Below are 23352 nucleotides of genomic sequence, written 5' to 3'. Positions count from 1 at the left end.
TTCGGATGGTGAGGAGGTGCGGCGGTGAGGCTCTATCGCGAGAACGCCGTCGTGCTGCGTCACACCAAGCTCGGTGAGGCCGATCGCATCATCACTCTGCTCACCCGGAACTCCGGGCTGGTGCGGGCGGTGGCGAAGGGGGTCAGGCGACCGCGCAGCAAGTTCGGCGCGCACCTCGAGCCGTTCGCGCACATCGACGTGCAGCTGCATCCGGGGCGCTCGCTGCACATCGTCACCCAGGTGGTCACGCTCGACGCGTTCTCCTCGTCCATCGTCACCGACTACACCAGCTACACCACTGCCTGCGCGATCGTCGAGACCGCGGAGCGGCTGGCCCCCGAGGAGCACTCGCCGATGCCGCGGCTGCACCATCTGACGGTCGGTGCGCTGCGGGCGATGAGCACGCGGGCTCACCCGTCGGAGTTGATCCTCGACGCCTACCTGCTGCGCGCGATGAGCGTCGCCGGGTGGGCGCCGTCGCTGATCGAATGCGCCAAGTGCGCTGCGCCCGGTCCGCATCGCGCGTTCCACGTCGGTGCCGGGGGAGCGGTGTGCGTGCACTGTCGTCCCCCCGGCGCGGTGACGCCGTCGCTGGGAGTGGTCGAGTTGATGGACAGCCTGCAGCGCGGTGACTGGCCCGGTGCGGAGGCGAGCACGCCGACGCTGCGGGGTCAGGCCAGCGGGTTGGTGGCCGCACATCTGCAGTGGCATCTCGAACGGCAGCTGCGCACGCTGCCGTTCGTCGAGCGTGACGGTGGCCGCGGCGAATCCGGCGTGGCACGGGAAATCGCGACAGTTTCTCCCGTGTCCGTGGCCCCGGGGGACAATGAGCCACGTGATCCGTCGACGCTCCACCACCTCACCGCCTGAGACTCGCACGCCTCGTCCTCCCGATCCTCACCCGTCGGGTGCGGTGCCGCCGCGGATCGATCCCGAGTTCGTCCCGCGGCACGTCGCCCTGGTGATGGACGGCAACGGTCGATGGGCGCAGGATCGCGGGCTGCCCCGAACCGCCGGGCACGAGCGAGGTGAGGCGGTGCTCATGGACACCGTGTGCGGGTGCATCGAGATGGGTGTGGGGTGGCTCTCGGCGTACGCCTTCTCCACCGAGAACTGGCGACGCAGCCCGGACGAGGTGAAGTTCCTGATGGGCTTCAATCGCGACGTGATCCGACGCCGTCGTGACGAGATGCACGAGATGGGCGTGCGCGTGCGCTGGGCGGGGCGACGACCTCGGTTGTGGCGCAGCGTGATCACCGAACTCGAGACCGCCGAGGAGTTGACCCGGCACAACACCACGATGACCCTGACGATGTGCGTGAACTACGGTGGACGAGCCGAGATCGCCGATGCGGCAAAGGAAATCGGGCGTCGAGTCCAAGCCGGGACCCTGGACCCGGAGAAGATCACCGAGGCCACGTTCGCGAAGTATCTCGACGAGCCGGACATGCCCGACGTCGATCTGTTCCTGCGACCCTCGGGCGAGCTGCGCACGTCGAACTTTCTGATCTGGCAATCCGCCTACGCCGAGATGGTGTTCCAGGAGAAGCTCTTTCCGGATTTCGACCGCCGCGACCTGTGGGCCGCGTGCCTCGAGTACGCCGCCCGCGATCGACGCTTCGGCGGCGTCAAGTGAGCGACGCTGATCCGGTGTCCGCGGAGGACCTGCAACACCGCGCGCAGCAACTGCTGGCCCCGTTCACCGAGGCGACCCTCTCACCCGACGGCTCGCTGGGATTCTCCTACGCGGGGGCGCTGTGCTCGCTGCGTGCGGTGGCTCTGGCCGAGGGTCTGGACGTGCTGTCGCTGACCGCGGTGTTGGCATGGGATCGGCCGATCTCGGCCGGGCTGCACCGCAAGGTCGCCGAGCGCAATGCCGAATCACAGTTCGGGTCGATTGCCGTGACCGCCCACGGTCGGCAGGCCGATGTGGTGATGCGCTACACCTTCCCCGGCTCGGGGCTCGGTGACGAGGCGCTCACCACGATGCTGGTGCTGGTGCTCTCGGGCGTCGATCGCGCCCGCGCCGGTCTACTTCCCTGACGGGCCCGCGCAGCCGGCGCACAGCCCGAAGATCTCCGCGGTGTGCTCGACCTCTGTGAAGCCGTGCTCGGCGGAGATGCGGCGCGTCCACTGCTCCACGGCAGCGCCCTCCACCTCGACGGTGTGGCCGCACTCGCGACACACCAGGTGGTGGTGGTGTCCGCTCGAGCATCGGCGGTACACCGACTCACCCGTCGCGGTGCGCAACACGTCCACCGATCCGGCGTCGGCCAGCGACTGCAGGGTGCGGTACACCGTGGTCAGGCCGATCCCCGCCCCGCGTCGTCGCAGTTCCTCGTGCAGTTCCTGAGCGGAGCGGAACTCGTCGACGGTGTCGAGCAGATCCGAGATCGCGCTGCGCTGCCTGGTCGAGCGCACCGCGGGCCGAGTCATCGCCCCTCCTCGGCGTGGGCGACTGCGTCCACGACGATGTGCGCAAGATGGTCGTCGACGAGGCGGTAGAGCACTTCGCGGCCCGAGCGTTCGCCTTCGACCACCCCGGCGGACTTCAGCACGCGCAGGTGCTGGCTGATGAGGGGTTGGGTGACACCGAGGGAGCCGACCAGTTCGTGCACGCAGCGAGCCGATTCGCGCAGCTCGAGCACGATCGCGATGCGTACCGGCGCCGCGAGTGCGCGCAGGATCTCCCCGGCCGCGGCCAGCGTCCGGCTGTTCGGCAGCGTGGAACCGGCGTCCAGGGCCGGTTCGGGTGGGGAGAGATCGGGTTGGGAAAGGTCGGATCGCGGCACGGCTTCTCCTATCTGAAAACAATTGTCATTTTGATATGCATGCAGACGCATGTCAAGCGCCCCGGGCGGGTGGCGTCGACGCCGACGGATACTCTTGTCGCGCAGCGCACACCCGAGCCTGGTTGCGTAGCACACCGCCCAGCAGAGCAGATGGAGAGCGAGCCCCGTGGCACCGAAATCCAAGATCGATACCGTCGCCAACCTGGCCAAGCGTCGCGGCCTGGTGTACCCGTGCGGTGAGATCTACGGCGGCACCAAGTCCGCGTGGGATTACGGCCCGCTCGGGGTGGAGCTGAAGGAGAACATCAAGAAGCAGTGGTGGCGCAACATGGTCACCAGCCGTGAGGACGTGGTGGGCCTGGACTCCTCGGTGATCCTCCCGCGCGAGGTGTGGGAGGCGTCCGGGCACGTCGAGACCTTCTCCGACCCGCTCGTCGAGTCGCTGCACACCCACAAGCGCTACCGCGCGGATCATCTGATCGAGGCGTACGAGGAGAAGCACGGCCATCCGCCGGCCAACGGCCTCGCCGATATTCGTGACCCCGAGACCGGCGAGCCCGGAGCGTGGACCGAACCGCGCGCCTTCTCCGGCCTGCTCAAGACGTTCCTCGGGCCTGTCGACGACGAGAAGGGCCTGCACTACCTCCGCCCGGAGACCGCCCAGGGCATCTTCGTCAACTTCGCCAACGTCCTGACCACCTCGCGCAAGAAGCCGCCGTTCGGCATCGGTCAGATCGGCAAGAGCTTCCGTAACGAGATCACTCCCGGCAACTTCATCTTCCGTACGCGCGAGTTCGAGCAGATGGAGATGGAGTTCTTCGTCAAGCCCGGTGAGGACGAGACCTGGCACCAGTACTGGATCGACTACCGCATGACGTGGTACACCGACCTGGGAATCGACCCGGAGAACCTGCGGCTCTACGAGCACGCGGCCGAGAAGCTCTCGCACTACTCCAAGCGGACCGTCGACATCGAGTACCGCTTCCGCTTCCAGGGCAGCGAGTGGGGTGAACTCGAGGGCATCGCGAACCGCACCGATTTCGATCTGTCCACGCACTCGAAGCACTCGGGTACCGATCTGAGCTTCTACGATCAGGCGGCCGACGAGCGCTACACGCCCTACGTCATCGAACCTGCTGCGGGACTGACGCGTTCGCTGATGGCCTTCCTCGTCGACGCCTACCACGAGGACCAGGCGCCCAACGCCAAGGGCGGGGTGGACACCCGCACCGTGCTGCGGCTCGATCGCCGCCTCGCGCCGGTCAAGGCCGCGGTGCTGCCGCTGAGCCGCAACGCCGACCTCACTCCGAAGGCCAAGGACCTCGCGGCGGATCTGCGTCGGCTGTGGAACGTCGAGTTCGACGACGCCGGGGCCATCGGCCGCCGCTACCGTCGCCAGGACGAGATCGGCACCCCGTTCTGCATCACCGTCGACTTCGACACGCTCGACGATCAGGCGGTGACCATTCGCGAGCGCGACTCGATGGAGCAGGAGCGGGTGGCTCTCGATCAGGTGCAGGCCTACCTCGGTCAGCGGTTGCTCGGTGCCTGACCTGCCCTGAGCTGCTCTGATCGATCGGGTCGCGGCGTCCGATCCACCTCGAGAGGTACGCCGGGATACCCCTCGCGACCGATGTGTGCGCACAGCGTGCGTCCGTAGCGTGCCCGGTATGCCGGAGAAAGCGATCGACACCACGCCGTCACACACGGCGACCAGACGAATCCCGACACTCGACATTCTTCGCGGACTGGCCATCATCGGAACGTTCGCGTCGAACGTGTGGGTCTTCGCGGGCGCGGTCGGCATCCGGGACGACGGCCCCTATGGCCTGACCGCCATCGCGTCGTGGATTCCGAACGGGAAGTTCGTCGGCCTACTGACGATCCTCTTCGGTATCGGAATTACCATCCAGTTCCAGAGCGCACGCCGATCCGGGGCTCGGTGGCCCGGTTCGTATCTGGTGCGATGCGTGCTGCTGTTCATCGACGGCCTGATCAACTACTTTCTGATCATCACCTTCGACGTGCTGCGCTACTACGCCGTGGCGGCCTTCATCGTGGCCTTCCTCATTCTGTTCAGCGACCGAATCCAGTGGGTGCTGCTCACCATCTTCGGAGCGATCCACATCTGGGGCATGATCAGCGTCACCAGCGCCCTCGCTCAGGAGCCGACCGAGAAGATCGTCGATCGAGGTCTGGACCCGGCGGTGGTGGACGAGCCGGTCAAGACGGTGGCGGTGGCCGGGCCCTCGTACATCGAGACCGTCAAGTTCAACCTCTCGGACTTCACCTCGGCGTTCAACCCGACGTTCGAGTTCAAGACCTTCATGTTCTACGTGGGTGCACTGTTCCTGCTCGGCGGTCTGCTCTACCGCCGCGGGATTCTCGACGAGCGTGGCGCGCGCCTGCGCAAGGTCGTCATGGGAATCGGCGCGGTGAGCGTTCCTCTCGACTCCTACACGGGTGTGGTCGCTCGCGAGGAGTGGGGATTGTTCTCCCGCTACTTCTTCGCCGTCGCGATCGCGCTGGGCATCCTGGCTGCTGTTGTCGAGTTCTATCGGTGGCGGCCGCGCGTCGGCGTGCTCGGGACCGCACTGTCGTACGTCGGCAGGATGGCCTTGTCGTGCTACCTCCTGCAGAACATCCTCGGGGTGATCGCCGAGCGCACGCTCCTGCTCTCACCGTGGTTCGCGAACTACCACCAGGGATACATCGCGATCGGAATGTGGCTGGTCGTGTCGGTGATCCTGGTGCTGTTCTCGTGGGCGTGGTTGCGAGTGTTCAGTCGAGGGCCCGTGGAGTCGATCTGGCACGCCGTCTACACCAGGATCACCTAGAAGCGACCGCCGGAGTTCCGGCGGCCCCCGCCGGCCCCTCCGGAGAAGCCGCCGCCGATCGACACTCGCAAGCGGAGGGATGCGCCCGGGCAGTCCACTGTAGGAATATTGCAAAGTCTTTGCTACACTTTACTACGCATTTACCAATGCAAGTTCTGTCCCTCCCACGGCAGAGGGCGTCCACGTCGCCCTCGTTGAGTCGCCCCGCTCCGAGGTAATGGTCGTTTTCTGTCACATTCCTCTTGACGCATCGAACGGAACACACATGAGAATTCGAACCCGACTGATGTCCGCGGCAATCATCAGCACGATGGTCCTGTCCACCGTGGCCGCTACTACTGGCACTGGCGCAGCGCAAACTGTGTCGAGTGACGCCCCGACTCTTGTCGAGTCGGATGTCGACTCCGCCGAGCGGCAGTCACTTCCGCCGGAGGTACGTGTGCAGATCGCGACCGAAATCGACAGCTTGAACAATTCGACAGCGGCCGAAGGTTCGGAAGAGTGGGGCTTCCTCGCAGTCGCTGCTGCACGCGCAATCGTCGCGGGTGCACGAGCGGCCGGGCCGGCGGTGTACAACGCGCTCTCCTCCGCCGTGCGGGGCGGTTACAGCGCATTCAACGGATGGTGCGTCAGGAACCCCTTGCCGTGCGCGATTCCCGGCGGCATCGCAGGCAACGCAATCTACGACGCGCTCCGGAGCATCATCGGATGAGCGAGTCGCACCGAACCGAGCTGAACTCGACGCATACCTTCGGGGCGGGGGTCATCGTGTGCGTCCTTCTCAGCGTGGCGCACTACGCGTTCGACGCTTCGTCTGGTCCCCACACGGTCGCCTTCGCCCTGGCTGCGCTGGCTTTCGGGTACCTGACGTACTGGGCCTGGTTCAAGGACGGCACTGCCTTCTTCGGAATCGTCTGGGGCTTGTTCACTGTCGGAACGGCAACTGTGGTCACGGGTAGTGTTCTGTAACCGAGTCGCTGCCGCGACAGTCGTATTGGTCGCGGCGGCGATAGTGACTCCCGCCGGTGAGTCGGTTTCAGCTACTCCCGCCGGAGAGGCTTCGATCTGGAACTCGGAAGTCCCCGTTCCGCAAGCGTGGGGCTCGACCGTCGCCCGTGGCGACAGCTATGAGGGATCGTCTCCTTCGATTTCCTCGTTGAGGGTCATCGGTTCCGATGACCGAACACGCGTACCGTCCCCAACGTCATTTCCCGCTCGAACCACAGCGTTCGTCGTGGCCACCGACACGGCGGGACGGCAGCGAGCGTGCACCGGCTTCATGCACGGCCCGCGGTCGCTGGCCACATCGGCACATTGCCTGTTGAGCGAATCCGGCTGGAACACCAAGTTCGAGATTTTTCCCTCCGTAGACGGCGGGACCGCTCCATTCGGCCAATGTGGCTGGGTGAAAGCAACCGTGGATCCTCGTTTCGTTACCGATCGTTCGGCTCGATTCGACCTCGGTGCACTCCAACTCGATTGCACGGTCGGCGAGACTGTCGGCTGGTTGCGCCCCGGGCCGGTCGGTGCCTTGGCAGTTGGTGACAGCGTGTCCTCCACCGGATACCCACTCGACAGGTTTCCCTCTGAGATGTGGACTGCCCGTGGATTCGTGACTGCGAGGTCGCAGGATCTGGTCGACTACGATATCGACACCGCCGAAGGGCAAAGCGGATCACCCGTCGTCACAGACTCCGATCCGAGCACCGCGATTGCGGTGCACAGCAGCGGTTTCTCCACCTTCAACACTGGAACCGCCCTCACCGCAAGACAGTCGGCCGATCTCCTCCACTGGTCGGCAACTCTGCCTCCCCGTGACTCTGCACGGTCCTTCGGATCGAGCTGAGGCTTGGCTGTGAGTGCTCCCTGGTTCCTGTCAGCTTCTATTTCTGTTCTTCTGCAATCCGCAAGAGGTGACCCATCCATCGTGACAACCTGGATCCGGTGCCGGAACGCATGATCGCGCACGTCGAGCCCGATGAAGCCGCGGATTGCGGCGACACCGGAAATCGGAACAGGGGCTGAAAGATGGCGCCTTCGAATGCGAGATGCTCGCGCGACACCTAGAAGCGACCGCCCGAGTTCCGGCGGCCCCCGCCGCCGCCACCGAAGCCGCCGCCGCCGAAGCCACCGCCACCGCGGCGGCTCGATCCGCCGTAGCCGTACGCGCTGCCCGAACCGCTCAGCACGCCGCCGAGGACGCCGCCGAGAACACTGCCGACCACTGATCCGCCGGTGCCGGAGGCGCCGCCGAACCCGCCGTGGTTCTGCGACGACTCCCAGCTGCGGTAGTCGGCCTGTGCGATGGAGTCGGCGCGCTGCGCCAAGTCCAGTGCCGCCGTGGCGAACTGCAGGGCCTGCACCGGGTCCGACGACGCCAACTGCTGCGCCGAGGCCAAGTTGCGCTGAGCTTCCGACAGTCGCGTGCGGGCCTCGGTGCCCACCGCGGCGCGTCGAGTGTCGATGAAGTCCGACACCGCCGACACCCGGGCGGCAGCTGTGGTCAGGTCGGCGGACAGTCGCGCGGCGGCGCGATCGCGTTGCTCCTTGGCCTGTTGCGCAGCAGCGAGCAGCCGATCGAGCTCGGCGTCGGCGGCGACGATCGCGGTCATGCTGCCCAGCGGATCGGTGTCCTTGGCCGACTCGGCGCGCGCGAGTGCTGCCTCGGCGGCACTGCGCGCAGCGGTGATCGGCGACCCGGGATCGCCCGCGAACTGGGCCGCGGCGTCGATGCCCGCGCGCACGTCGGTCATGGCCGCGGGCAGTTGGGCGATGGCCGCGCGAATGTCGTTCTCCGCGCGGTCGACGGCATCGAGCAGTGTGCGCGCCTGACCCAGTGCACCCTCGGCCGTGCGCACGGCGTTCACCACCGGACCCTGCTGGCCGACCGGGAGCGCGGCGGCCGCACGGCCGGCGTCGATGTTCTGCTGCGCCAGGCTCGCCTGGCCACTCGCGAGGTCGACGTTGTGTATCACCGGCTCGAGCACGCTCGGTGCGAACTGCGCACGGAGCCGCTCGAGCACCTTCTGCGATTCGGGCACGCGCACCGTGATCGCAATCTGCTCGCGCGTGAGGGCGTCGAGTCGGGCGGGGGCGTCGATGAGCAGGTTGCGTGCCGCCTCGAACTGCTCGACCTGCGCATCGAGCCGGGCATCGGCGTCGGCGCACGTGCGCACCAGATCGATCAGCATGTCGCGGCGCTGCTGGGGGTTCTCGGGGGTGGAATCGTCGAGTTGCTGGCGAATCGCGAACGCCCGTCCGAGCGCGGCCTTCGCGTACTCGACGGCCTCGACGAAAGGGCGGGCCCCGGCCTCCCCGAGTTCACCACGCGCAGTGTCCACCTCGTCCGAGCTCGACCGCACGGCCTCGTCGACCTCCACGAGGATCGTCTTTCCGCGCTCCTCGAGTACCTCGGTGGACAGGCCCGCCACCACGGCGGGATCGCGCAGATCGAGCGACGCGGTCGCGGCGACGTCCTTGCTCAGCTTCGCCTTCGCGCGGCGTCGCAGCAGCAGATACGCACCGGCCCCGCCCGCACCGAGGACACCGACGCCCACCCAGGTCGCGGTCGAGCTGCCCGACGAGGTCGTCGACGACGTACCCGACGATGCGGCTGCTCGGCCCAGGCCGTCCGCCGTCGCGGTCACCGCGCCGGACCAGTCGCCCCGCCCGAGGGCCGGTTCGATGACGTCCGCACGCAGGGACGCCAGTTCCGCATCGGTGACGGCGGTCAGCGCCGCGGGGGCGTCGAGGCTGTACGCGCGGTCCTTCGTTGCCACCGCCAGCAGAACGTCGCGGTCCCCGAGACTGCTCTGCTCGGAGGTCTGCGCCGTCCACGTCTGCGCGTCCAGCCCGGAGAAGGTGGGTACGAAGGCCACCCACAATCGCACCCGATGGTCGGCGTAGAGCCGGTCGATCGCCGACTGCGCGGCCGAGGTGTTCGCGCCCAGTGCCCCGGCGGTGTCGACGATCTGATCAGGCAGCCGCAGCGGCTGGTCCGCACGGGCCACCGGGGCGGGTCCGACCAGCGCTCCGATGCCGGCCACCACGGCGACGGCGGCGAGCAGGGCCACTCGGGTCGACAGGCGCACGAGGACGGGGCCGAGGACTGCTCGTGAAGGCATGGGCAGGAATCTACCGGCTGGGTGCGGCGCGGCGGCGGATCGGCAACCACGCTGCCATCGATCATGGACGGTGCGACCGATGACGAATGTCATGGGCGGACCCGTGACGGTCGAGCCGAGCGGACCGGCCGCGGCGGGTGCACAGTGTTAGGCATGACAGCCACCCAATCGCAGCCGGGGTCGACACCGCCCCCGGCGATCGAGCTGACCGCGCTGCACAAGTCGTTCCCTGGTTCCGGGGCCGACCGTGTGCGAGCGGTCGACGGCATCGACCTGCGGATCGAACAGGGCGAGATCGTCGCGTTCCTCGGGCCCAACGGCGCGGGCAAGACCACCACCATCGACATGATCCTGGGTTTGGCCGCGCCCGATTCGGGGTCGGTCTCGATCTTCGGCCGTGATCCCGACCGTGCCGTGGCACTCGGCCTGGTCTCGGCCGTGATGCAGAGCGGCGGGCTGCTCAAGGACGTCACAGTGCGCGAGACCGTCGAGCTGGTGGGCGCGCTGTTCGCGTCGTCGGCTCCGCCCGAGCAGGTGCTCGCTCGCGCCGGGATCGCCGACATTGCCGGGCGCATGGTGGGCAAGTGCTCCGGTGGTCAGCAGCAGCGGCTTCGGTTCGCGCTGGCGCTGCTGCCCAACCCCGACCTGATCATTCTCGACGAGCCGACCACGGGTATGGACGTCGAAGGTCGCCGCGAGTTCTGGCGGGCCATGCGCGAGGACTCCGACCTCGGTCGCACGGTGCTGTTCGCCACCCACTACCTCGACGAGGCCGATGCGTACGCCGACCGGATCGTGCTGGTGAGCGCCGGCCGTATCGTCGCCGACGGGTCTTCGGCGGAGATCAAGAACCTTGCATCCGGACGGGTGGTCAGCGCACTGCTGCCCGGGGCCACGCGCGAGAGTCTGCTCGCGGTGCCGGCCGTCGAGTCGGTGGAGATTCGCGGTGAGCAGGTACTGCTGCGCACCGACGACTCGGATTCGGTGGCCCGCTACCTGCTCACGAAGACCGATGCCCGGCAGCTCGAGATCACCTCGCACAATCTCGAGGAGGCATTCGTCGCGCTGACGTCGGCCGACCTCACCTCCGATGCGGCCCGGACGGCAGATGTGGAGGCAACACGATGAGCATCACCACAGACCGCACGCTGCCACGCAACGGCGGCTTCAGCGTCGCCTTCCTGCTTCTGGAGATGCGCCGGATGCTGCGCAACAAGCGCAGCCTGGTCTTCACGCTGCTGTTGCCGCCGGTGTTCTACGTGATTTTCGGCCTGGAGGACGAGTTCAAGACCCGGCAGGCCGGCAACGGCAACGTCACCGGGTACATCATGATCAGCATGGCCGTCTACGGTGCGATGCTCGCCACCACCAGCGGAGGGGCGATGGTGGCGGTGGAGCGCAGCCTCGGATGGTCGCGACAGCTGCGTCTGACCCCGCTGCAGCCGGGGGCCTACATCCTCACCAAGGTCGTCGTCGCCATGGCTCTCGGACTGTTGGCGGTGACGGTGGTGTTCATGCTCGGCGCCGCCACGGGCGCGAAGCTGCCCGCCGGTGCCTGGGCGGCCTCGTTCGTCATCGCCTGGGTCTCGTCGGCGGTCTTCGCGGCATTCGGGCTCTTCATGGGGTACCTGCTGCCGTCGGAGAACGTGATGCAGGTGCTCGGACCGGGCATCGCGGTGCTCGCGTTCGCCGGTGGCCTGTTCACCCCGCCCTCGGGGTGGTTCGCCGACGTCGCGAAGTTCTTCCCCACGTACGGCGTCGCCACGTTGGCCCGCGCGCCGATGGGTGGCACGGACACGGGCGATCTGGTGGCCGGGGTGATCAACATCGTGGTCTGGGCAACCCTGTTCATTATCGGTGCCCGGGAGCTGTTCCGACGGGACACGGCACGGGTGTGAGCCTGCACGGGCGCCTTGCGCAGGCGCTGCCATCGGACGACCCGGCCGAGTCGGCGGCGCGAGTACGTAGGTAACGCATCGGCTGGTACCTGGCGTCGCTGTTCCTGTTCTACCTCGCAGGCACGGTGATCGAGGCGGCCCGCTCGAGTGCGCCGCTCGCGGTGCGCGTGGTCGGCGTCGCGGCGGTGGTGGTGTTCGGCGTCGGTTACTTCCTCCTCTTCCGTGGTCGACGCGTCGGTGACAGGCTCGAGTTCGCACCCACCGACGGCCCGCGGCGGTGGGTGGTGTGGGGCGCCATGGTTGCTCTGCTGGTGATCGCGGCGCCCGCAGCGGGGGTCTCGGTGTTGGCGGGGACGGTGTACCTGGCCGTGGTGGCGCTGTTCCTGTTCGAGCTCCGGGTCGCCGTCGCGCTCGTCGCGGGCCTGGTGGGTGCGGTGTATCTGCTTCCGCGTGTGGTCCCCGGGTGGACGGAGATCGACGACCTCGTCCCGACGCTGCTGCTGGTGGCGTTCGCGTCCAACGCGTTCATCGGCCAACTGGTACGCAACCTCGATCTGCAGAACACGCGGCGTTGCACCGCCGAACTCGCCGCGGTGACCGAGCGTCAACGGGTGGGCCGCGACGTGCACGACATCCTCGGGCACACCCTCACCGTGATCACGATCAAGGCGGAGCTGGCAGGTCGACTCGTCGATATCGACACCGATCGCGCGACGGCCGAGATCCACGACGTGGAGAGGCTCGCGCGCACGGCACTGGCGGAGGTTCGGGCCACCGTCGAGGGGCTCAACCGGCCGACGCTGGACGGTGAACGGCGAGCGGCATCGGAGGCACCGGCCTGCGTGGCCTGAGTTCGCGTGCCGAACGGGTGGGCGCGGCCCTGATGGTGTCCCCGTCGGCTCTCGGCGGGGTCTCGGTGACGACGGCGGTGGGCTCGTGATCCGGCTCCTGCTGGCGGACGACCAAGCCCTCGTGCGCGGCGCGCTGGCGGCGCTGCTGAGCCTCGAGGGTGATCTGCGGGTGGTGGCCGAGGTGGGAAGTGGCACAGAGGTTCTGGGTGCCGTGCGCACTCACCGTCCCGACGTCGCCCTCATCGACGTCGAGATGCCGGGCCTGGACGGTATCGAGGCCACCGCCTTGCTTCGCGAGTGCGAACCGCAGTGTCGTGTGCTGATCGTGACCACGTTCGGGCGGCCGGGCTTCGTGCGCCGTGCACTCGACGCCGGCGCCCGCGGATTCGTCGTCAAGGACACTCCTGCCCGTGCGCTCGCCGACGCGGTCCGGCGCGTCCACGCGGGATTGCGGGTCATCGATCCCACCCTCGCCGCGGAAGCGTTGACCGTGGGTGTCTCCCCCCTGACACCGCGCGAGATGGAGGTGCTCGCAGCGGCGTCGGGTGGGGCGACGGTGTCGAGCATCGCGGCTGCCATGCACCTGTCGGAGGGAACCGTGCGCAACCACCTGTCCGCGGCGATCGGCAAGACCGGTGCGACGACACGCGCGGAGGCCGCTCGGATCGCCGAGGGCAACGGGTGGCTGTAGACCTGGCACAGTAGTGCTGTGAACGCCTTCGCCCCACCTCGTCGTGCGGGCGCGACGGTGGGTTCGTGGTTGCGACGCCTCGTCGTGGGATCGGTGCTGATGGCCCTGGTCCTGGTGGGTGGGACCGCCTTCCGCGTGTGGCAGGTGGCCCGCGTGGACGATCTGAGCCCCTCCGACGCGATCGTGGTGCTCGGGGCCGCGCAGTACGACGGCACCCCCTCGTCGGTGTTCGAGGCCCGCCTCGAGCGTGCCCGCAAGCTCTACAACGCGGGGGTGGCGCCGCTGATCGTCACAGTGGGCGGCAAGCAGGTCGGTGATGCGTTCACCGAGGCCGCCTCGGGCAGGAACTACCTCGAGGCCGAGGGTGTGCCGGCGACGGCGCTCGTCGCGGTCGAGGAGGGGTCGGACACGCTGCGCAGCATCGAGGCCGTGGCGGCGGAGCTCGCCCGTCGCGGCCTGAACTCGGTGACGTTGGTCAGCGACCCGTGGCACTCGCTGCGGACGCGGACCATGGCCCGTGACGCCGGGCTCGACGCCACCACCGCGCCCACCCGCCAGGGGCCGGCGGTGTTCACGCGCGAGTCGCAGATCCACGGCATCGCACGCGAGAGCGGCGCCCTGCTGTGGTACCAGCTCACGCATTTCCCGGCCGACTTCCAGTACACGGCGGGCCAATGACTGGGGACTGCGGATGACGGGGGACTGCGGATGACCGGAGCCGAGGTGTATCGCTACCACCAGCGCGATCGCGAACGAGCCGTGCCGGAGGCCGCCAAGGTTGCCGCACTACCAGGCACCGACGCCCACGCGGGTGCACGCAGCGACTTCGGACGAGACCGCGCACGGGTGCTGCACAGCGCTGCCCTGCGCCGTCTGGCCGACAAGACCCAGGTGACCGGCCCACGCGACGGCGACACCCCGCGTACCCGCTTGACCCACTCCCTGGAGGTGGCGCAGATAGGGCGCAGCATCGCCGAGGGTCTCGGGTGCGATGCGGATCTGGTGGAGCTTGCCGGGCTGGCACACGACATCGGTCATCCGCCCTACGGTCACAACGGCGAGCGGGCGCTCGATGCGGTGGGAAGCACGTGCGGCGGGTTCGAGGGCAACGCGCAGAACCTTCGGATACTCACCCGGCTCGAACCGAAGATCCTCGGCCCGGATGGAGTGAGCGCAGGCCTCAATCTCACACGGGCAGCGCTGGATTCGGCGATCAAGTACCCCTGGACGCGCCCGTCGCCCGGTGCGAAGTTCGGCGCGTACGACGACGACGCGGACATCCTGGCCTGGATTCGCGAGGCCGCGCCCGCCGCTGCGGGGCACGCGGCGCGGCAGTGTATCGAGGCCCAGGCAATGGACTGGGCGGACGATGTCGCGTACTCCGTGCACGACGTCGAGGACGGGGTGATCGCCGGTCGCATCGACCTGCGTTCGCTCGCCGACCCGGCCGAACAGGCGGCCCTCGCGCACCTGGGGGTGGCGGAGTTCCGCGGTCTCGATTCGCGCAGTCTCGAGGATGCCGCGCAGCGGATCTCGGAACTGCCGTTCGTCTCCGATGCCGTCGGGTTCGACGGCACACTCGCCAAGTCGGTAGCGCTCAAGCGTCTGACCAGCGAACTGGTCGGCCGGTTCACCACCGCTGCGGTCTCGGCCACCCGCGCCGCCGCCGACGGCCGCCCCGTGGGCCGCTACGACGCCGACCTGGTGGTGCCACCGATGGTGCGGGCAGAGGTGGCGCTGCTCAAGACGGTCGCTCTGCGATACGTGATGTCCGATCCTGGTCATCTCGCGCGCCAGGACCGCCAGCGCGACCGAATCCACCGCGTCGCGGACTGGTTCCTGCAGTCGGCGCCCGCCAGTCTGGACCCGCTGTTCGTGCCCATGTGGTCGGCCGCGACGGACGACGCCGCTCGAATTCGGGTGGTGATCGACCAGATCGCGTCGTTCACCGAGAGTCGACTCGAGGCCGTCGACCGTGCCAGCCTCGGAGCCCAGGCCAGCTGGGGCTGAGTCGCCGCCCGGTGCCGGGGCCGGTGTGTCGATCGGGGACCTAGACTCGACGCCGTGCCAGGCCGAATCCCCGAACGCGATATCGCTGCCGTCCGCGAGCGCACTCGGATCGAGGATGTTGTCGGCGACTACGTCGCCCTGAAGGCACCGCGCGGCGACTCGATGATGGGCCTGTGCCCGTTCCACGACGAGAAGAGTCCGTCGTTCCACGTACGTCCCAACCACGGTACGTTCCACTGCTTCGGCTGCGGCGAGGGTGGCGATGTGTACACGTTCCTGCAGAAGATCGAGCACATCACGTTCGTCGAGTCGGTGGAGCAACTGGCCGATCGACTCGGGTACACCATCAATTACGAGGGCGGCGGACCGTCGGTCCAACGTGACCGCGGCACTCGGGCGCGTCTGGTGGCGGCCAACACCGCGGCGCAGGCGTTCTACGCCGAGCGGCTGCGCGGTCCCGACGCCGCCACCGCACGCGCCTACCTGACCGAGCGCAACTTCGACGCGGCGGCCGCTGCGACGTTCGGCTGTGGCTACGCCCCCGACGGGTGGGACACCCTCACCAAACATCTGCAGGGCAAGGGCTTCGAGTTCGCCGAGCTCGAGGCCGCGGGGTTGTCGCGGATGGGCAAGCGTGGCCCGATCGACCGGTTCCATCGGCGGCTGCTGTGGCCGATCCGCAATCTGGCCGGGGACGTGATCGGCTTCGGCGCTCGCAAGCTCTTCGACGACGACACCATGCCGGGCAAGTACGTCAACACCCCGGAGACGTTGCTGTACAAGAAGTCGAACGTGCTGTTCGGGATCGACCTGGCCAAGCGGGACATCGCCCGCGGACACCAGGCCGTGGTGGTCGAGGGTTACACCGATGTCATGGCGATGCACCTGGCCGGGGTGACCACCGCGGTGGCCGCGTGTGGAACCGCGTTCGGCGAGGAGCACCTGTCGATGTTGCGACGGTTGCTGATGGACGACAAGTTCTGGCGCGGCGAGATCATCTACACCTTCGACGGCGACGCGGCCGGTCAGGCGGCGGCCATGAAGGCGTTCTCCGGCGATCAGCGACTGGCAGGTCAGAGCTTCATCGCCGTTGCCCCGGACGGGATGGACCCCTGCGATCTACGTCAGCGATCCGGTGACGCCGCCGTGCGCGACATGGTCGCCCGGCGAACCCCACTCTTCGAGTTCGCGATCAAGGGTGTACTCGCCGAGTGCAACCTCGACACCGCCGAGGGGCAGGTGGAGGCGCTGCGTCGGGCGGTGCCGATGGTCGCGCAGATGAAGGACCGCGCACTGCGCGACAACTACGCGGCCCGGCTCTCCGGATGGGTGGGGTGGATCGACGAGAAGATGGTCGTCAACCGGGTACGCGACGAGGCCGCCCGCCTCGCCAGGAACGGGGCGTCGCCGCGTCCGGTCCGTGCCCGTGACGACCGTGCCCGTGACGACCGGGCGAACTCGGCACCTGATTCGGCGCCGTCGGAACCGGTGACGATGCCGCATCCGCAGCGCACCGACCCCACTCTCTGGCCGCAGCGCGAGGCGCTCAAGGCAGTGATGCAGTTTCCGCAGATTGCAGGATCGGTGTTCGATTCGCTTCCGCCGGAGACGTTCGGCCACCCCGCGTACGCCGCGGTGGCCGACTCGGTACGTGAGGCGGGCGGCACGGCTGCCGGGCTCGGGGGAGGGGATTGGCTTGCCGCCGTGGGCGATCGTGCCGACACGCGCGGTCTGCGGTCGTTGGTCACGGAGTTGGCGGTCGAGGAGATGCCCGTTGCCGAGGAGTCCGTTCCGCGGTACATCGCCGGAGTGCTCGCTCGCCTGCAGGAAGTGTGGGTGGGACGGCAGGTGGCCGAGCTGAAGTCCAAGCTGCAGCGCATGTCACCGGTGGACAGTCCCGACGAGTACAACGCTCTGTTCGGCGATCTGATCGCCCTGGAGCAGTATCGGCGCAGCCTGCTCGAGCAGGCGGTGGGCAGCACTGCCGACGTGGAGTACGGTTGAGCCGGCGCCGGCCGGACGCTGGCGCTGCTAGCGCTTCCTCGGCTTCTTCGACGGAGCAGAGAAGTGCGAGTGCGGCACGTAGACGGTGGTGTCGTCCGCACTGCGCACCGGTTCGAGCTTCGGTGTCGTACTGAGGGTGTCTGCAAGCTTCTGACGCCCGACCTGCACCGCCTTGCGGGTCACGGGGCTGGTTGCAACGGCCTTCGCGCCACGGCTGATCTGCTCGTAGCGAGCTCGACCGGCTCGTGTTCCCAGGACGTAACCGGCGGCGGCACCCAGTAGCAGGCGGATCATCGCTTCTCGCTCTCCTCACTTCTCGGGCCCCGAGGGGCGTGCTCCCATCCTGCCCGACGGGCAGGTTCGGGGGCGATGTGTGGACACCCGCCGTGGTGCGCTAGAGTCTGATCTCGGTTCGCAGCGGTCCCCCATAGCTCAATTGGCAGAGCATTCGACTGTTAATCGAAGGGTTTCTGGTTCAAGTCCAGATGGGGGAGCAGACGAGAAGAACTCCCCCCGATCGGTCATGATCGGGGGGAGTTCTTCTCGTTGTGGGGCCTTCGCAGTTGTCGACCGTGCGGAGCGTCAGCGCCGGTTGTACGCGCTGGAGACCTGTCGACGCTGGAAGTCGAGGCTGCTACCGCTGGCCAGGTTGGCCCACGCGAGGATGACGAAACCGGCCACGGTGAGTGTGACGAGCGAGAACATGTCGGACCTCCTTGCCCTGTGCGATGTTGTCTCGGATCCGATGCGAATCCGCGTGCTCATCAGAAGAACATGATGCGCATCGAAAGGGTTCCCCCGCCGCGCCGTTTCACACGAACTTCGAACGGTGACGGTGCTCACCAGGACTATCGGGTGTGACGGTCACTGCTGCCGGAACCTTCGATCAATGGATCGCAACCCTGTCGTGCGCAACCGGTTGGCGCGTGCAATGGCCTGGATCCGTATTCACCCCCAACGGGCGGAGAATTGCGATGTGAACGTCAGGTCCGCCAATTCGTCAGTTCTCGGATCCGCGTATAACGAAAATATAAATCAACAATCACGTTTCTATTTCTAGCGTATCTCGCAAGGATTGCAGTTGCCTTCGACACGTCGATGAACTGGCGACGAGCAGGAGAGACGGTGATACAGTTGAGTCGTCAACGTGTCAACCAGCATCGCTTCGGTGTCTCCGGGGCGTGCGATCCGAACTTCACAGACCATTCGTTTTGCACCGTGCGGTGCCGGGGGACTTTGTTACCCATCCAACTTATAGCTGTGGAAGTTCGTTGTGGGGGAATGGGAAGAATAGTGCACGCTCACAACGGTGCCGACCGCGGAAATATCGGTGCAGGGACAGCCGACGCTGCCCACGAGATCGGTGCTGGACCGATGCTGGCGGCAGCGGCGGCCGAGAACGTTGTTCCGATTGCAGGTGAGTTCGAATACTTCGTGGCGGACGGCGTGCTCACCTGGTCGCCGGAGATGTACGAGATCTACGGACTCCCCATCGATCACGTTCCGACCGTCGACAACGTCCTCGGTCACAGCCACCCCGACGACACAGCGGGCCGAGCGGCCATCGTGCACAGTCTGCTCAGCGAAGTCGGCCCGTCGTCGTACGCCTATCGGATCGTTCGGCCCGACGGCGCGATACGGAACGTGGTGATGGCCGCCCGCAGCCATGCGAACTCCGCAGGCGAGATCGAGCGCGTGACCGGTCACCTGATCGACGTCACCGAGCACATCCAGCGCGCGCTCTCGCATCGGGTCGGGGATGCTCTGGCGGGCATAGTCGATGCACGGGCCGAGATCGAGCAGGCCAAGGGGATTCTCATGCTCGCCTTCGGGGTGGGCGCGGACAAGGCGTTCGACGTTCTGGCATGGCAGTCGCAGGCGCACAACATCAAGGTGCGAGACCTCGCCGCACGGATCGTGGTCGACGTGCGGGAGTCGTTCACGCTGCCGCAGTCGTACCGGGACGCACTGGGACGACTGTTGATGACGGCGTACATGCGGGTCACCGCGCGGGCCTGACGGGGCCGCCCGGCGTTCGACGATCGGTCGCGCACCCGATTCGTGCACCATGGAGTGCATGGGACGAATGACTCGCGCACTGGATTCCGCCCTCGACCTCGCGGTGGTTCCCGGATACACCCGGATCGGGCCGAGCGTGCGGCGACGCTTCTGGCCCGCTGATCCACACCCGTTCCCGGCACCCGTCGATGTCGTGGTGACGGGCGCCGGATCCGGCCTCGGTGCGGCCACCGCGCTGGGACTGGCTCGGCTCGGTGCGCGCGTCCACCTGGTCGGTCGCACGCGTTCCCGATTGGAGGAGACCGCTGCGGCGATTCGCGCGGCCGTCCCTGCCGCCGAACTGCGTGTTCGTACAGCGGACATGTCCGATCTGGATTCGGTACGTGAGTTCGGAACGTCCCTGCGTGCGCAGGTGAGCACCCTGCACGCGCTGATCCACTGCGCCGGTGTCATGCCCGCGCAGCGGTCGCAGACTCCGCAGGGGCACGAATCGGCCTACGCCACGCACGTTCTCGGGCCCGTAGCCCTGACCATGGCGGTGCGTGAGTTGTTCACGAGGTCCTCGCGGGTGGTGTTCGTCAGCAGCGGAGGGATGTACCCGGTTCCGTTGCGCTTCGACGACTTCGAGTACACGACAGGTGGGTACAAGGGCATCACCGCCTACGCCCGTACCAAGCGCATGCAGGTGGTGATCGCCGAGCAACTCGCCGCCGCACTCACCGGCCCCGAGGACCCGGTGGTGCACAGCATGCATCCGGGGTGGGCGGCGACGCCCGGGGTCAGCGAATCGCTGCCGGGTTTCGACACCGTGCTGGGTCCGCTGCTGCGCACCGCCCGGGAAGGGGCGGACACCATAGTCTGGCTCGCCGCATCCGATGATGCGCTGGCGACGAACGGCGCGTTCTGGCACGACCGGTCCGTGCGACGCACCCACTACCCGCTGACACCGGGGGACAGCGCAACCGCGCGCGATGCTCTGTGGCGCAACGTGGTCGAGGCCACCGGCATCGAGATCGACTGACGCCGCCACCGGGGTCGGCCTAGCCGGCCGCCCGCTCGAGCAGCAGGGTGGTCATCTCCGACGCGGTGGCCGGCTCGGCGAGCAGGAAGCCCTGCGCCTGGTCGCAACCACTCTCGCGCAGCCGATCGAGTTGATCCTGCGTCTCGACGCCCTCCCCGACCACCGACACATCGAAGGCGTGTGCCAGGGAGACGATGGCCGAGACGATCGCCTCGGGTCGTCGGCCCGGCATCGCCTGGATGTACGCCTGGTCGATCTTGAATGCCTCGATCACCGGGTATCGGCTCAGATAATTGACACTGCTGTGTCCGCTGCCGAGATCGTCGAGCAGTATCGACACACCCATCTCGTGGAGGTCGGTGAGCGTGTTGCGAACCTGCGCGGTATCGGCCAGCCACACGGTCTCGGTGATCTCGATGCCGAGTCTGCGAACCGGCAGACGCGTGTCGGCGAGTACCGCAGCGAGCTCGTCCACGAAGCCGGGTGCTCGCAACTGCAGAGCGCTGACGTTGACGCGCATCCCGATCTCCGAGATCGACTGCCAGGAAGCCGCCTGCTCGCACGCGGTCCGCAGCGCCCACAGTCCGAGCGAGTTGATCAGCCCGGTGCGCTCGGCCACGTTGACGAACGTTGTGGGGCTGACCTCCCCGAGCGTGGGATGCGTCCATCGCGCCAGGGCTTCGACGGCGGTGATCGCGCCGGACGAGATGTCGAAGATCGGCTGGTACTTCATGGTCAGCCGATTCTGATCGAGTGCTCCGCGCAGTTCTGTGGACAGGATCAGCTCGCGACGCGCCTGGTCCTTGTCATCGGTGTCGAACACGGCGGTGCAGTCGGCACCCCCGTCCTTGGCCCGGTACATCGCCACGTCGGCCCGCCGGATCAGCTCGCTGCCGGTCATCTCCGGCTCTCCCATCGCGATACCGATGCTGGTGGTGATGCGCAGGGTGGTCGTCTCCACCACGATGGGGGCCCGAACGGCGTCGGAGAACGCGCTCGCCAGTCGGCGACACTCGTCGAGGGAGGACATGTTCTCGCAGATGGCCACGAACTCGTCGCCTCCCAGGCGCGCGACCGTATCGCCCGGACGAGCCGCACGAGCGAGCCGCGCGGCCATGGTCACCAGGGCGGTGTCACCGGCGTCGTGCCCGAGACTGTCGTTGATCGACTTGAAGTCGTCGAGGTCGATGAGCATGACCGCGACACCCGTCGAACCGTCGCGGCCCCGACTGCCTGCCGCGCGTTCGAGAGCGGTGTCGAGGCGGTCGTAGGCCAGCACCCGGTTGGGGAGACCGGTCAGGGGATCTCGCAGGCTGCGAAAGCGCAGTTCCGACTCGAGGTCGACGCGACGTATCGCCGATGCGAGGACATCGGTGACGGCAGCGAGCATGGACAACTCCGTCGCGCCCAGGCGCGGGCCGATGGGACCGGCCAGGGTCAGCACACCCCACGGACGTCCGGAACCGGCGATCGGGACCGCGACTGCGGCCGCCACACCGTGTTCGACGAGGTTCGCGGTGCAGAACCGGTTCTCCGCGACCGGGTCGGTGCACACGACGGTGGTGTCGGTGGTGAGCGCGAACCCGGGCAGCGAGTCCAGGGTGGGGGGAGCGGTCCCGAACGCCCGGCGCGAGCCGGTGTGCGCGATGGTCTCGAGGGTGGCGGGGGCGGAGTTCGCACGGGTGATCAGAGCGCAGTCGGCACCGAGCGCGGACGCCGTGGCCTCGGTTGCCGCGGCGAGCAGTTCGTCCAGTCGCCCGTCGAGTGCCAGGCGCGAGAGTTCTGCCAGCATGCGCTGCTCGGCGATGCGGTACGTCGACGCCGCGAGCGAACTCTGGAGCACCTCGTCACGACGAACCCGCTCGCGAAGATCACGATGCACCGAGACCACGACGGGGCGATCGGTGCCGTCGTCGACCACGAACGCGGATGTGGACACCGGAATCTTCTCCTTCGTCTCGGTGTGGACGATCAACGCCTCCCCGCTCCACTGCGAGGCGGTGAGGGCTTCGGTGGCGATGTCGAGGTCCGGGTCGGTGGCACCGGTCACGAGGTCGCTCACCCGTAGGTAGAGGTGTGGGCCGTGCAGCCCTGTCACACGCCGTGCGGCGGGGTTCAGGTCGAGGACCGTGCCTCGCTGATCGGCGACGATCACGGCGTCGGGGCTGTTCTCGTGGATCTGGATCAGTCGGTTCGCTGCGAGGCGTGCGCCATCGGGGTTGGGTGTCATGAACCGGCGCCCGCGTTGCCGGCGGGTGCCACCTCCCGTCGTGGCCGCAGGTCCGCCCGTTCACCGCGACGGCATCCGATGAATCCCGGTGAAACTATCCAATGACAGGCTTCCGGGCGGTAAACAAACTGTCAGTACAAATAACGGTATCAGAGAAAACCGCACGATGTCGTCGCCAGGAGCGGGGCACGGCGGGAACTCGCCCGCGAGGTCGTGCCGGTAGGCTTCCCGCCGGGGCCCCTGGCCTCTCGGGGGCGGTAGCTCAGTCGGTCAGAGCCGTGGACTCATAATCCATTGGTCGCGGGTTCGAGCCCCGCCCGCCCCACTCCCGACGCCGAGCACGAAGGTCGTCTCAGACGGGGACGGCCACCGCGAGAATGAAGTCACGGGACGCGACAGTGGTCCCGGTGAGCGTCAGGCGCACGGGTACGCGACGGCTGTGTTTGCCCACCAGGTCCAGTGCGAACGACTCGGAGGTCTGCGGTGCCGCCCGTACTCGCGAGAATGCGTCGCTGATGTGGTCGCTGAATTCGGCGGGGACGAGTTCGGACAGTACGAGCGTGGCGAGTTCGGATGCGTCGTACCCGAGCAGAACCGTGCAGGCGGGGTTGTGCAGGACGGGCAGGCATCCGTCCTCGATCACGGCCGTGGCTGCTCCGGAGGAGATCACGTAGTAGTAGAAGGCCGAGAGGGCGGGATCCTCACCGTCGGTTCCGGGCTCGCGCATGATGTGATGTTTGCATATAAAACGGTCGCAAGGTTTGTTCTTCAGGCTCTCCGAGGTCGAACGGTCGGTCCGTGTGCAGTAGCGTCTGTCTCCGGGAAACACGCGAATTCCTACTTTGACCTGCGAACTAACGAGTCGATCCGCTCGC

The 23352-nt window shown here is 67.5% G+C and carries 24 protein-coding genes and 2 tRNA genes; 19 read left to right on the top strand and 7 right to left on the bottom strand.

Annotated elements, in window-relative coordinates:
* The first annotated feature begins 24 nt into the window (after positions 1–24).
* Genes recO through ACY48E_RS08250 form a run of 3 tightly spaced genes read left to right on the top strand, consistent with a single transcriptional unit; the run spans position 25 to position 2043 of the window.
* A complete protein-coding gene (gene recO, locus ACY48E_RS08260) occupies positions 25–870 on the top strand; it encodes a DNA repair protein RecO (protein WP_462871663.1) in 846 nt (281 codons plus the stop codon).
* Complete coding sequence (locus tag ACY48E_RS08255) at positions 827–1636, top strand: isoprenyl transferase (RefSeq protein WP_462871662.1); 810 nt, start codon at positions 827–829, stop codon at positions 1634–1636. The genes recO and ACY48E_RS08255 overlap by 44 nt, the downstream gene beginning before the upstream one ends.
* A complete protein-coding gene (locus ACY48E_RS08250) occupies positions 1633–2043 on the top strand; it encodes a YbjN domain-containing protein (RefSeq protein WP_462871661.1) in 411 nt (136 codons plus the stop codon). The genes ACY48E_RS08255 and ACY48E_RS08250 overlap by 4 nt, the downstream gene beginning before the upstream one ends.
* Here ACY48E_RS08250 and ACY48E_RS08245 read toward each other — a convergent pair.
* Both ACY48E_RS08245 and ACY48E_RS08240 read right to left on the bottom strand, forming a co-directional pair.
* Entirely contained in the window at positions 2032–2436 is a 405-nt protein-coding gene (locus ACY48E_RS08245; RefSeq protein ID WP_462871660.1) for a Fur family transcriptional regulator, read from the bottom strand. The two genes, ACY48E_RS08250 and ACY48E_RS08245, sit on opposite strands and share 12 nt — an antisense overlap.
* Positions 2433–2741, bottom strand: a complete 309-nt coding sequence (locus tag ACY48E_RS08240) for an ArsR/SmtB family transcription factor (protein ID WP_462871813.1) — start codon at positions 2739–2741, stop codon at positions 2433–2435. Before ACY48E_RS08240 ends, ACY48E_RS08245 begins: the two co-directional genes overlap by 4 nt.
* Positions 2742–2958: 217 nt before the next feature.
* On the opposite strand from ACY48E_RS08240, the gene ACY48E_RS08235 reads away from it, so the two are divergent.
* From ACY48E_RS08235 to ACY48E_RS08215, 5 genes are all read left to right on the top strand, one after another.
* Positions 2959–4344 (top strand): glycine--tRNA ligase, encoded by a 1386-nt coding sequence (locus ACY48E_RS08235; protein ID WP_462871659.1) that lies wholly within the window; start codon positions 2959–2961, stop codon positions 4342–4344.
* Between the two features lie 118 nt (positions 4345–4462).
* A complete protein-coding gene (locus ACY48E_RS08230; RefSeq protein ID WP_462871658.1) occupies positions 4463–5629 on the top strand; it encodes a DUF418 domain-containing protein in 1167 nt (388 codons plus the stop codon).
* 439 nt (positions 5630–6068) lie between these two features.
* Positions 6069–6341 (top strand): hypothetical protein, encoded by a 273-nt coding sequence (locus tag ACY48E_RS08225; RefSeq protein ID WP_462871657.1) that lies wholly within the window; start codon positions 6069–6071, stop codon positions 6339–6341.
* Complete coding sequence (locus ACY48E_RS08220) at positions 6338–6598, top strand: hypothetical protein (RefSeq protein ID WP_462871656.1); 261 nt, start codon at positions 6338–6340, stop codon at positions 6596–6598. Before ACY48E_RS08225 ends, ACY48E_RS08220 begins: the two co-directional genes overlap by 4 nt.
* Positions 6599–6863: 265 nt before the next feature.
* On the top strand, positions 6864–7475 hold the full coding sequence (locus ACY48E_RS08215) for a trypsin-like serine peptidase (protein WP_462871655.1): 612 nt from the start codon (positions 6864–6866) through the stop codon (positions 7473–7475).
* A gap of 217 nt (positions 7476–7692) precedes the next feature.
* On the opposite strand, the gene ACY48E_RS08210 is transcribed toward ACY48E_RS08215, so the two are convergent.
* Positions 7693–9753 carry a TPM domain-containing protein gene (locus tag ACY48E_RS08210; RefSeq protein WP_462871654.1) on the bottom strand — a complete coding sequence of 687 codons (2061 nt, stop codon included), beginning with the start codon at positions 9751–9753 and terminating at the stop codon, positions 7693–7695.
* Positions 9754–9906: 153 nt separating this feature from the next.
* Here ACY48E_RS08210 and ACY48E_RS08205 point away from each other — a divergent pair, with 153 nt between their 5' ends.
* The 7 genes from ACY48E_RS08205 (at position 9907) to dnaG (ending at position 17207) form a co-directional block, all read left to right on the top strand.
* Positions 9907–10881 (top strand): ABC transporter ATP-binding protein, encoded by a 975-nt coding sequence (locus ACY48E_RS08205; RefSeq protein ID WP_462871653.1) that lies wholly within the window; start codon positions 9907–9909, stop codon positions 10879–10881.
* A complete protein-coding gene (locus tag ACY48E_RS08200) occupies positions 10878–11651 on the top strand; it encodes an ABC transporter permease (protein ID WP_462871652.1) in 774 nt (257 codons plus the stop codon). Before ACY48E_RS08205 ends, ACY48E_RS08200 begins: the two co-directional genes overlap by 4 nt.
* Positions 11652–11776: 125 nt before the next feature.
* Positions 11777–12502, top strand: coding sequence for a histidine kinase dimerization/phosphoacceptor domain-containing protein (locus ACY48E_RS08195; protein WP_462871651.1), 726 nt, complete (start codon positions 11777–11779; stop codon positions 12500–12502).
* A gap of 85 nt (positions 12503–12587) precedes the next feature.
* On the top strand, positions 12588–13193 hold the full coding sequence (locus ACY48E_RS08190; protein ID WP_462871650.1) for a response regulator: 606 nt from the start codon (positions 12588–12590) through the stop codon (positions 13191–13193).
* A gap of 18 nt (positions 13194–13211) precedes the next feature.
* Positions 13212–13871, top strand: coding sequence for a YdcF family protein (locus ACY48E_RS08185; protein ID WP_462871649.1), 660 nt, complete (start codon positions 13212–13214; stop codon positions 13869–13871).
* Between the two features lie 30 nt (positions 13872–13901).
* Positions 13902–15203, top strand: a complete 1302-nt coding sequence (locus tag ACY48E_RS08180) for a deoxyguanosinetriphosphate triphosphohydrolase (protein ID WP_462871648.1) — start codon at positions 13902–13904, stop codon at positions 15201–15203.
* A 54-nt stretch (positions 15204–15257) separates the two neighbouring features.
* Complete coding sequence (gene dnaG, locus ACY48E_RS08175) at positions 15258–17207, top strand: DNA primase (RefSeq protein ID WP_462871647.1); 1950 nt, start codon at positions 15258–15260, stop codon at positions 17205–17207.
* A gap of 27 nt (positions 17208–17234) precedes the next feature.
* Here dnaG and ACY48E_RS08170 read toward each other — a convergent pair whose 3' ends face one another.
* Positions 17235–17501: a hypothetical protein gene (locus ACY48E_RS08170; RefSeq protein WP_462871646.1), complete on the bottom strand. Its 267-nt coding sequence runs from the start codon at positions 17499–17501 to the stop codon at positions 17235–17237.
* A 127-nt stretch (positions 17502–17628) separates the two neighbouring features.
* On the opposite strand from ACY48E_RS08170, the gene ACY48E_RS08165 reads away from it, so the two are divergent.
* Positions 17629–17701, top strand: a tRNA-Asn gene (locus ACY48E_RS08165).
* Positions 17702–17789: 88 nt separating this feature from the next.
* Here ACY48E_RS08165 and ACY48E_RS08160 read toward each other — a convergent pair.
* Complete coding sequence (locus tag ACY48E_RS08160) at positions 17790–17912, bottom strand: hypothetical protein (protein WP_462871645.1); 123 nt, start codon at positions 17910–17912, stop codon at positions 17790–17792.
* 669 nt (positions 17913–18581) lie between these two features.
* On the opposite strand from ACY48E_RS08160, the gene ACY48E_RS08155 reads away from it, so the two are divergent.
* Both ACY48E_RS08155 and ACY48E_RS08150 read left to right on the top strand, forming a co-directional pair.
* Entirely contained in the window at positions 18582–19226 is a 645-nt protein-coding gene (locus ACY48E_RS08155) for a PAS and ANTAR domain-containing protein (RefSeq protein ID WP_462871644.1), read from the top strand.
* A 58-nt stretch (positions 19227–19284) separates the two neighbouring features.
* Positions 19285–20247 (top strand): SDR family NAD(P)-dependent oxidoreductase, encoded by a 963-nt coding sequence (locus ACY48E_RS08150; RefSeq protein WP_462871643.1) that lies wholly within the window; start codon positions 19285–19287, stop codon positions 20245–20247.
* Between the two features lie 19 nt (positions 20248–20266).
* On the opposite strand, the gene ACY48E_RS08145 is transcribed toward ACY48E_RS08150, so the two are convergent.
* Positions 20267–22477, bottom strand: a complete 2211-nt coding sequence (locus tag ACY48E_RS08145) for a sensor domain-containing protein (RefSeq protein WP_462871642.1) — start codon at positions 22475–22477, stop codon at positions 20267–20269.
* A 251-nt stretch (positions 22478–22728) separates the two neighbouring features.
* Between ACY48E_RS08145 and ACY48E_RS08140 the strand changes: the two genes are divergently transcribed.
* Positions 22729–22802, top strand: a tRNA-Ile gene (locus ACY48E_RS08140).
* 27 nt (positions 22803–22829) lie between these two features.
* On the opposite strand, the gene ACY48E_RS08135 is transcribed toward ACY48E_RS08140, so the two are convergent.
* Complete coding sequence (locus ACY48E_RS08135; RefSeq protein ID WP_462871641.1) at positions 22830–23204, bottom strand: hypothetical protein; 375 nt, start codon at positions 23202–23204, stop codon at positions 22830–22832.
* Between the last annotated feature and the right edge of the window lie 148 nt (positions 23205–23352).

This window comes from Rhodococcus sp. AZ1 (genome assembly GCF_054979605.1).
The sequence above is the reverse complement of the archived record's forward strand: the minus strand, read 5'-3'. Positions and strand labels throughout refer to the sequence as shown.

What these genes read in the sequence shown, in the direction of transcription:
- ACY48E_RS08135 (WP_462871641.1), bottom strand. Translation starts at nt 23,204, where the DNA reads ATGCGCGAGCCCGGAACCGACGGTGAGGATCCCGCCCTCTCGGCCTTC.
- ACY48E_RS08200 (WP_462871652.1), top strand. Translation starts at nt 10,878, where the DNA reads ATGAGCATCACCACAGACCGCACGCTGCCACGCAACGGCGGCTTCAGC.
- ACY48E_RS08230 (WP_462871658.1), top strand. Translation starts at nt 4,463, where the DNA reads ATGCCGGAGAAAGCGATCGACACCACGCCGTCACACACGGCGACCAGA.
- ACY48E_RS08180 (WP_462871648.1), top strand. Translation starts at nt 13,902, where the DNA reads ATGACCGGAGCCGAGGTGTATCGCTACCACCAGCGCGATCGCGAACGA.
- ACY48E_RS08170 (WP_462871646.1), bottom strand. Translation starts at nt 17,501, where the DNA reads ATGATCCGCCTGCTACTGGGTGCCGCCGCCGGTTACGTCCTGGGAACA.
- ACY48E_RS08220 (WP_462871656.1), top strand. Translation starts at nt 6,338, where the DNA reads ATGAGCGAGTCGCACCGAACCGAGCTGAACTCGACGCATACCTTCGGG.
- ACY48E_RS08210 (WP_462871654.1), bottom strand. Translation starts at nt 9,753, where the DNA reads ATGCCTTCACGAGCAGTCCTCGGCCCCGTCCTCGTGCGCCTGTCGACC.
- ACY48E_RS08255 (WP_462871662.1), top strand. Translation starts at nt 827, where the DNA reads ATGAGCCACGTGATCCGTCGACGCTCCACCACCTCACCGCCTGAGACT.
- ACY48E_RS08155 (WP_462871644.1), top strand. Translation starts at nt 18,582, where the DNA reads ATGCTGGCGGCAGCGGCGGCCGAGAACGTTGTTCCGATTGCAGGTGAG.
- ACY48E_RS08205 (WP_462871653.1), top strand. Translation starts at nt 9,907, where the DNA reads ATGACAGCCACCCAATCGCAGCCGGGGTCGACACCGCCCCCGGCGATC.
- ACY48E_RS08160 (WP_462871645.1), bottom strand. Translation starts at nt 17,912, where the DNA reads ATGTTCTCGCTCGTCACACTCACCGTGGCCGGTTTCGTCATCCTCGCG.
- ACY48E_RS08145 (WP_462871642.1), bottom strand. Translation starts at nt 22,477, where the DNA reads ATGACACCCAACCCCGATGGCGCACGCCTCGCAGCGAACCGACTGATC.
- ACY48E_RS08150 (WP_462871643.1), top strand. Translation starts at nt 19,285, where the DNA reads ATGGGACGAATGACTCGCGCACTGGATTCCGCCCTCGACCTCGCGGTG.
- ACY48E_RS08245 (WP_462871660.1), bottom strand. Translation starts at nt 2,436, where the DNA reads ATGACTCGGCCCGCGGTGCGCTCGACCAGGCAGCGCAGCGCGATCTCG.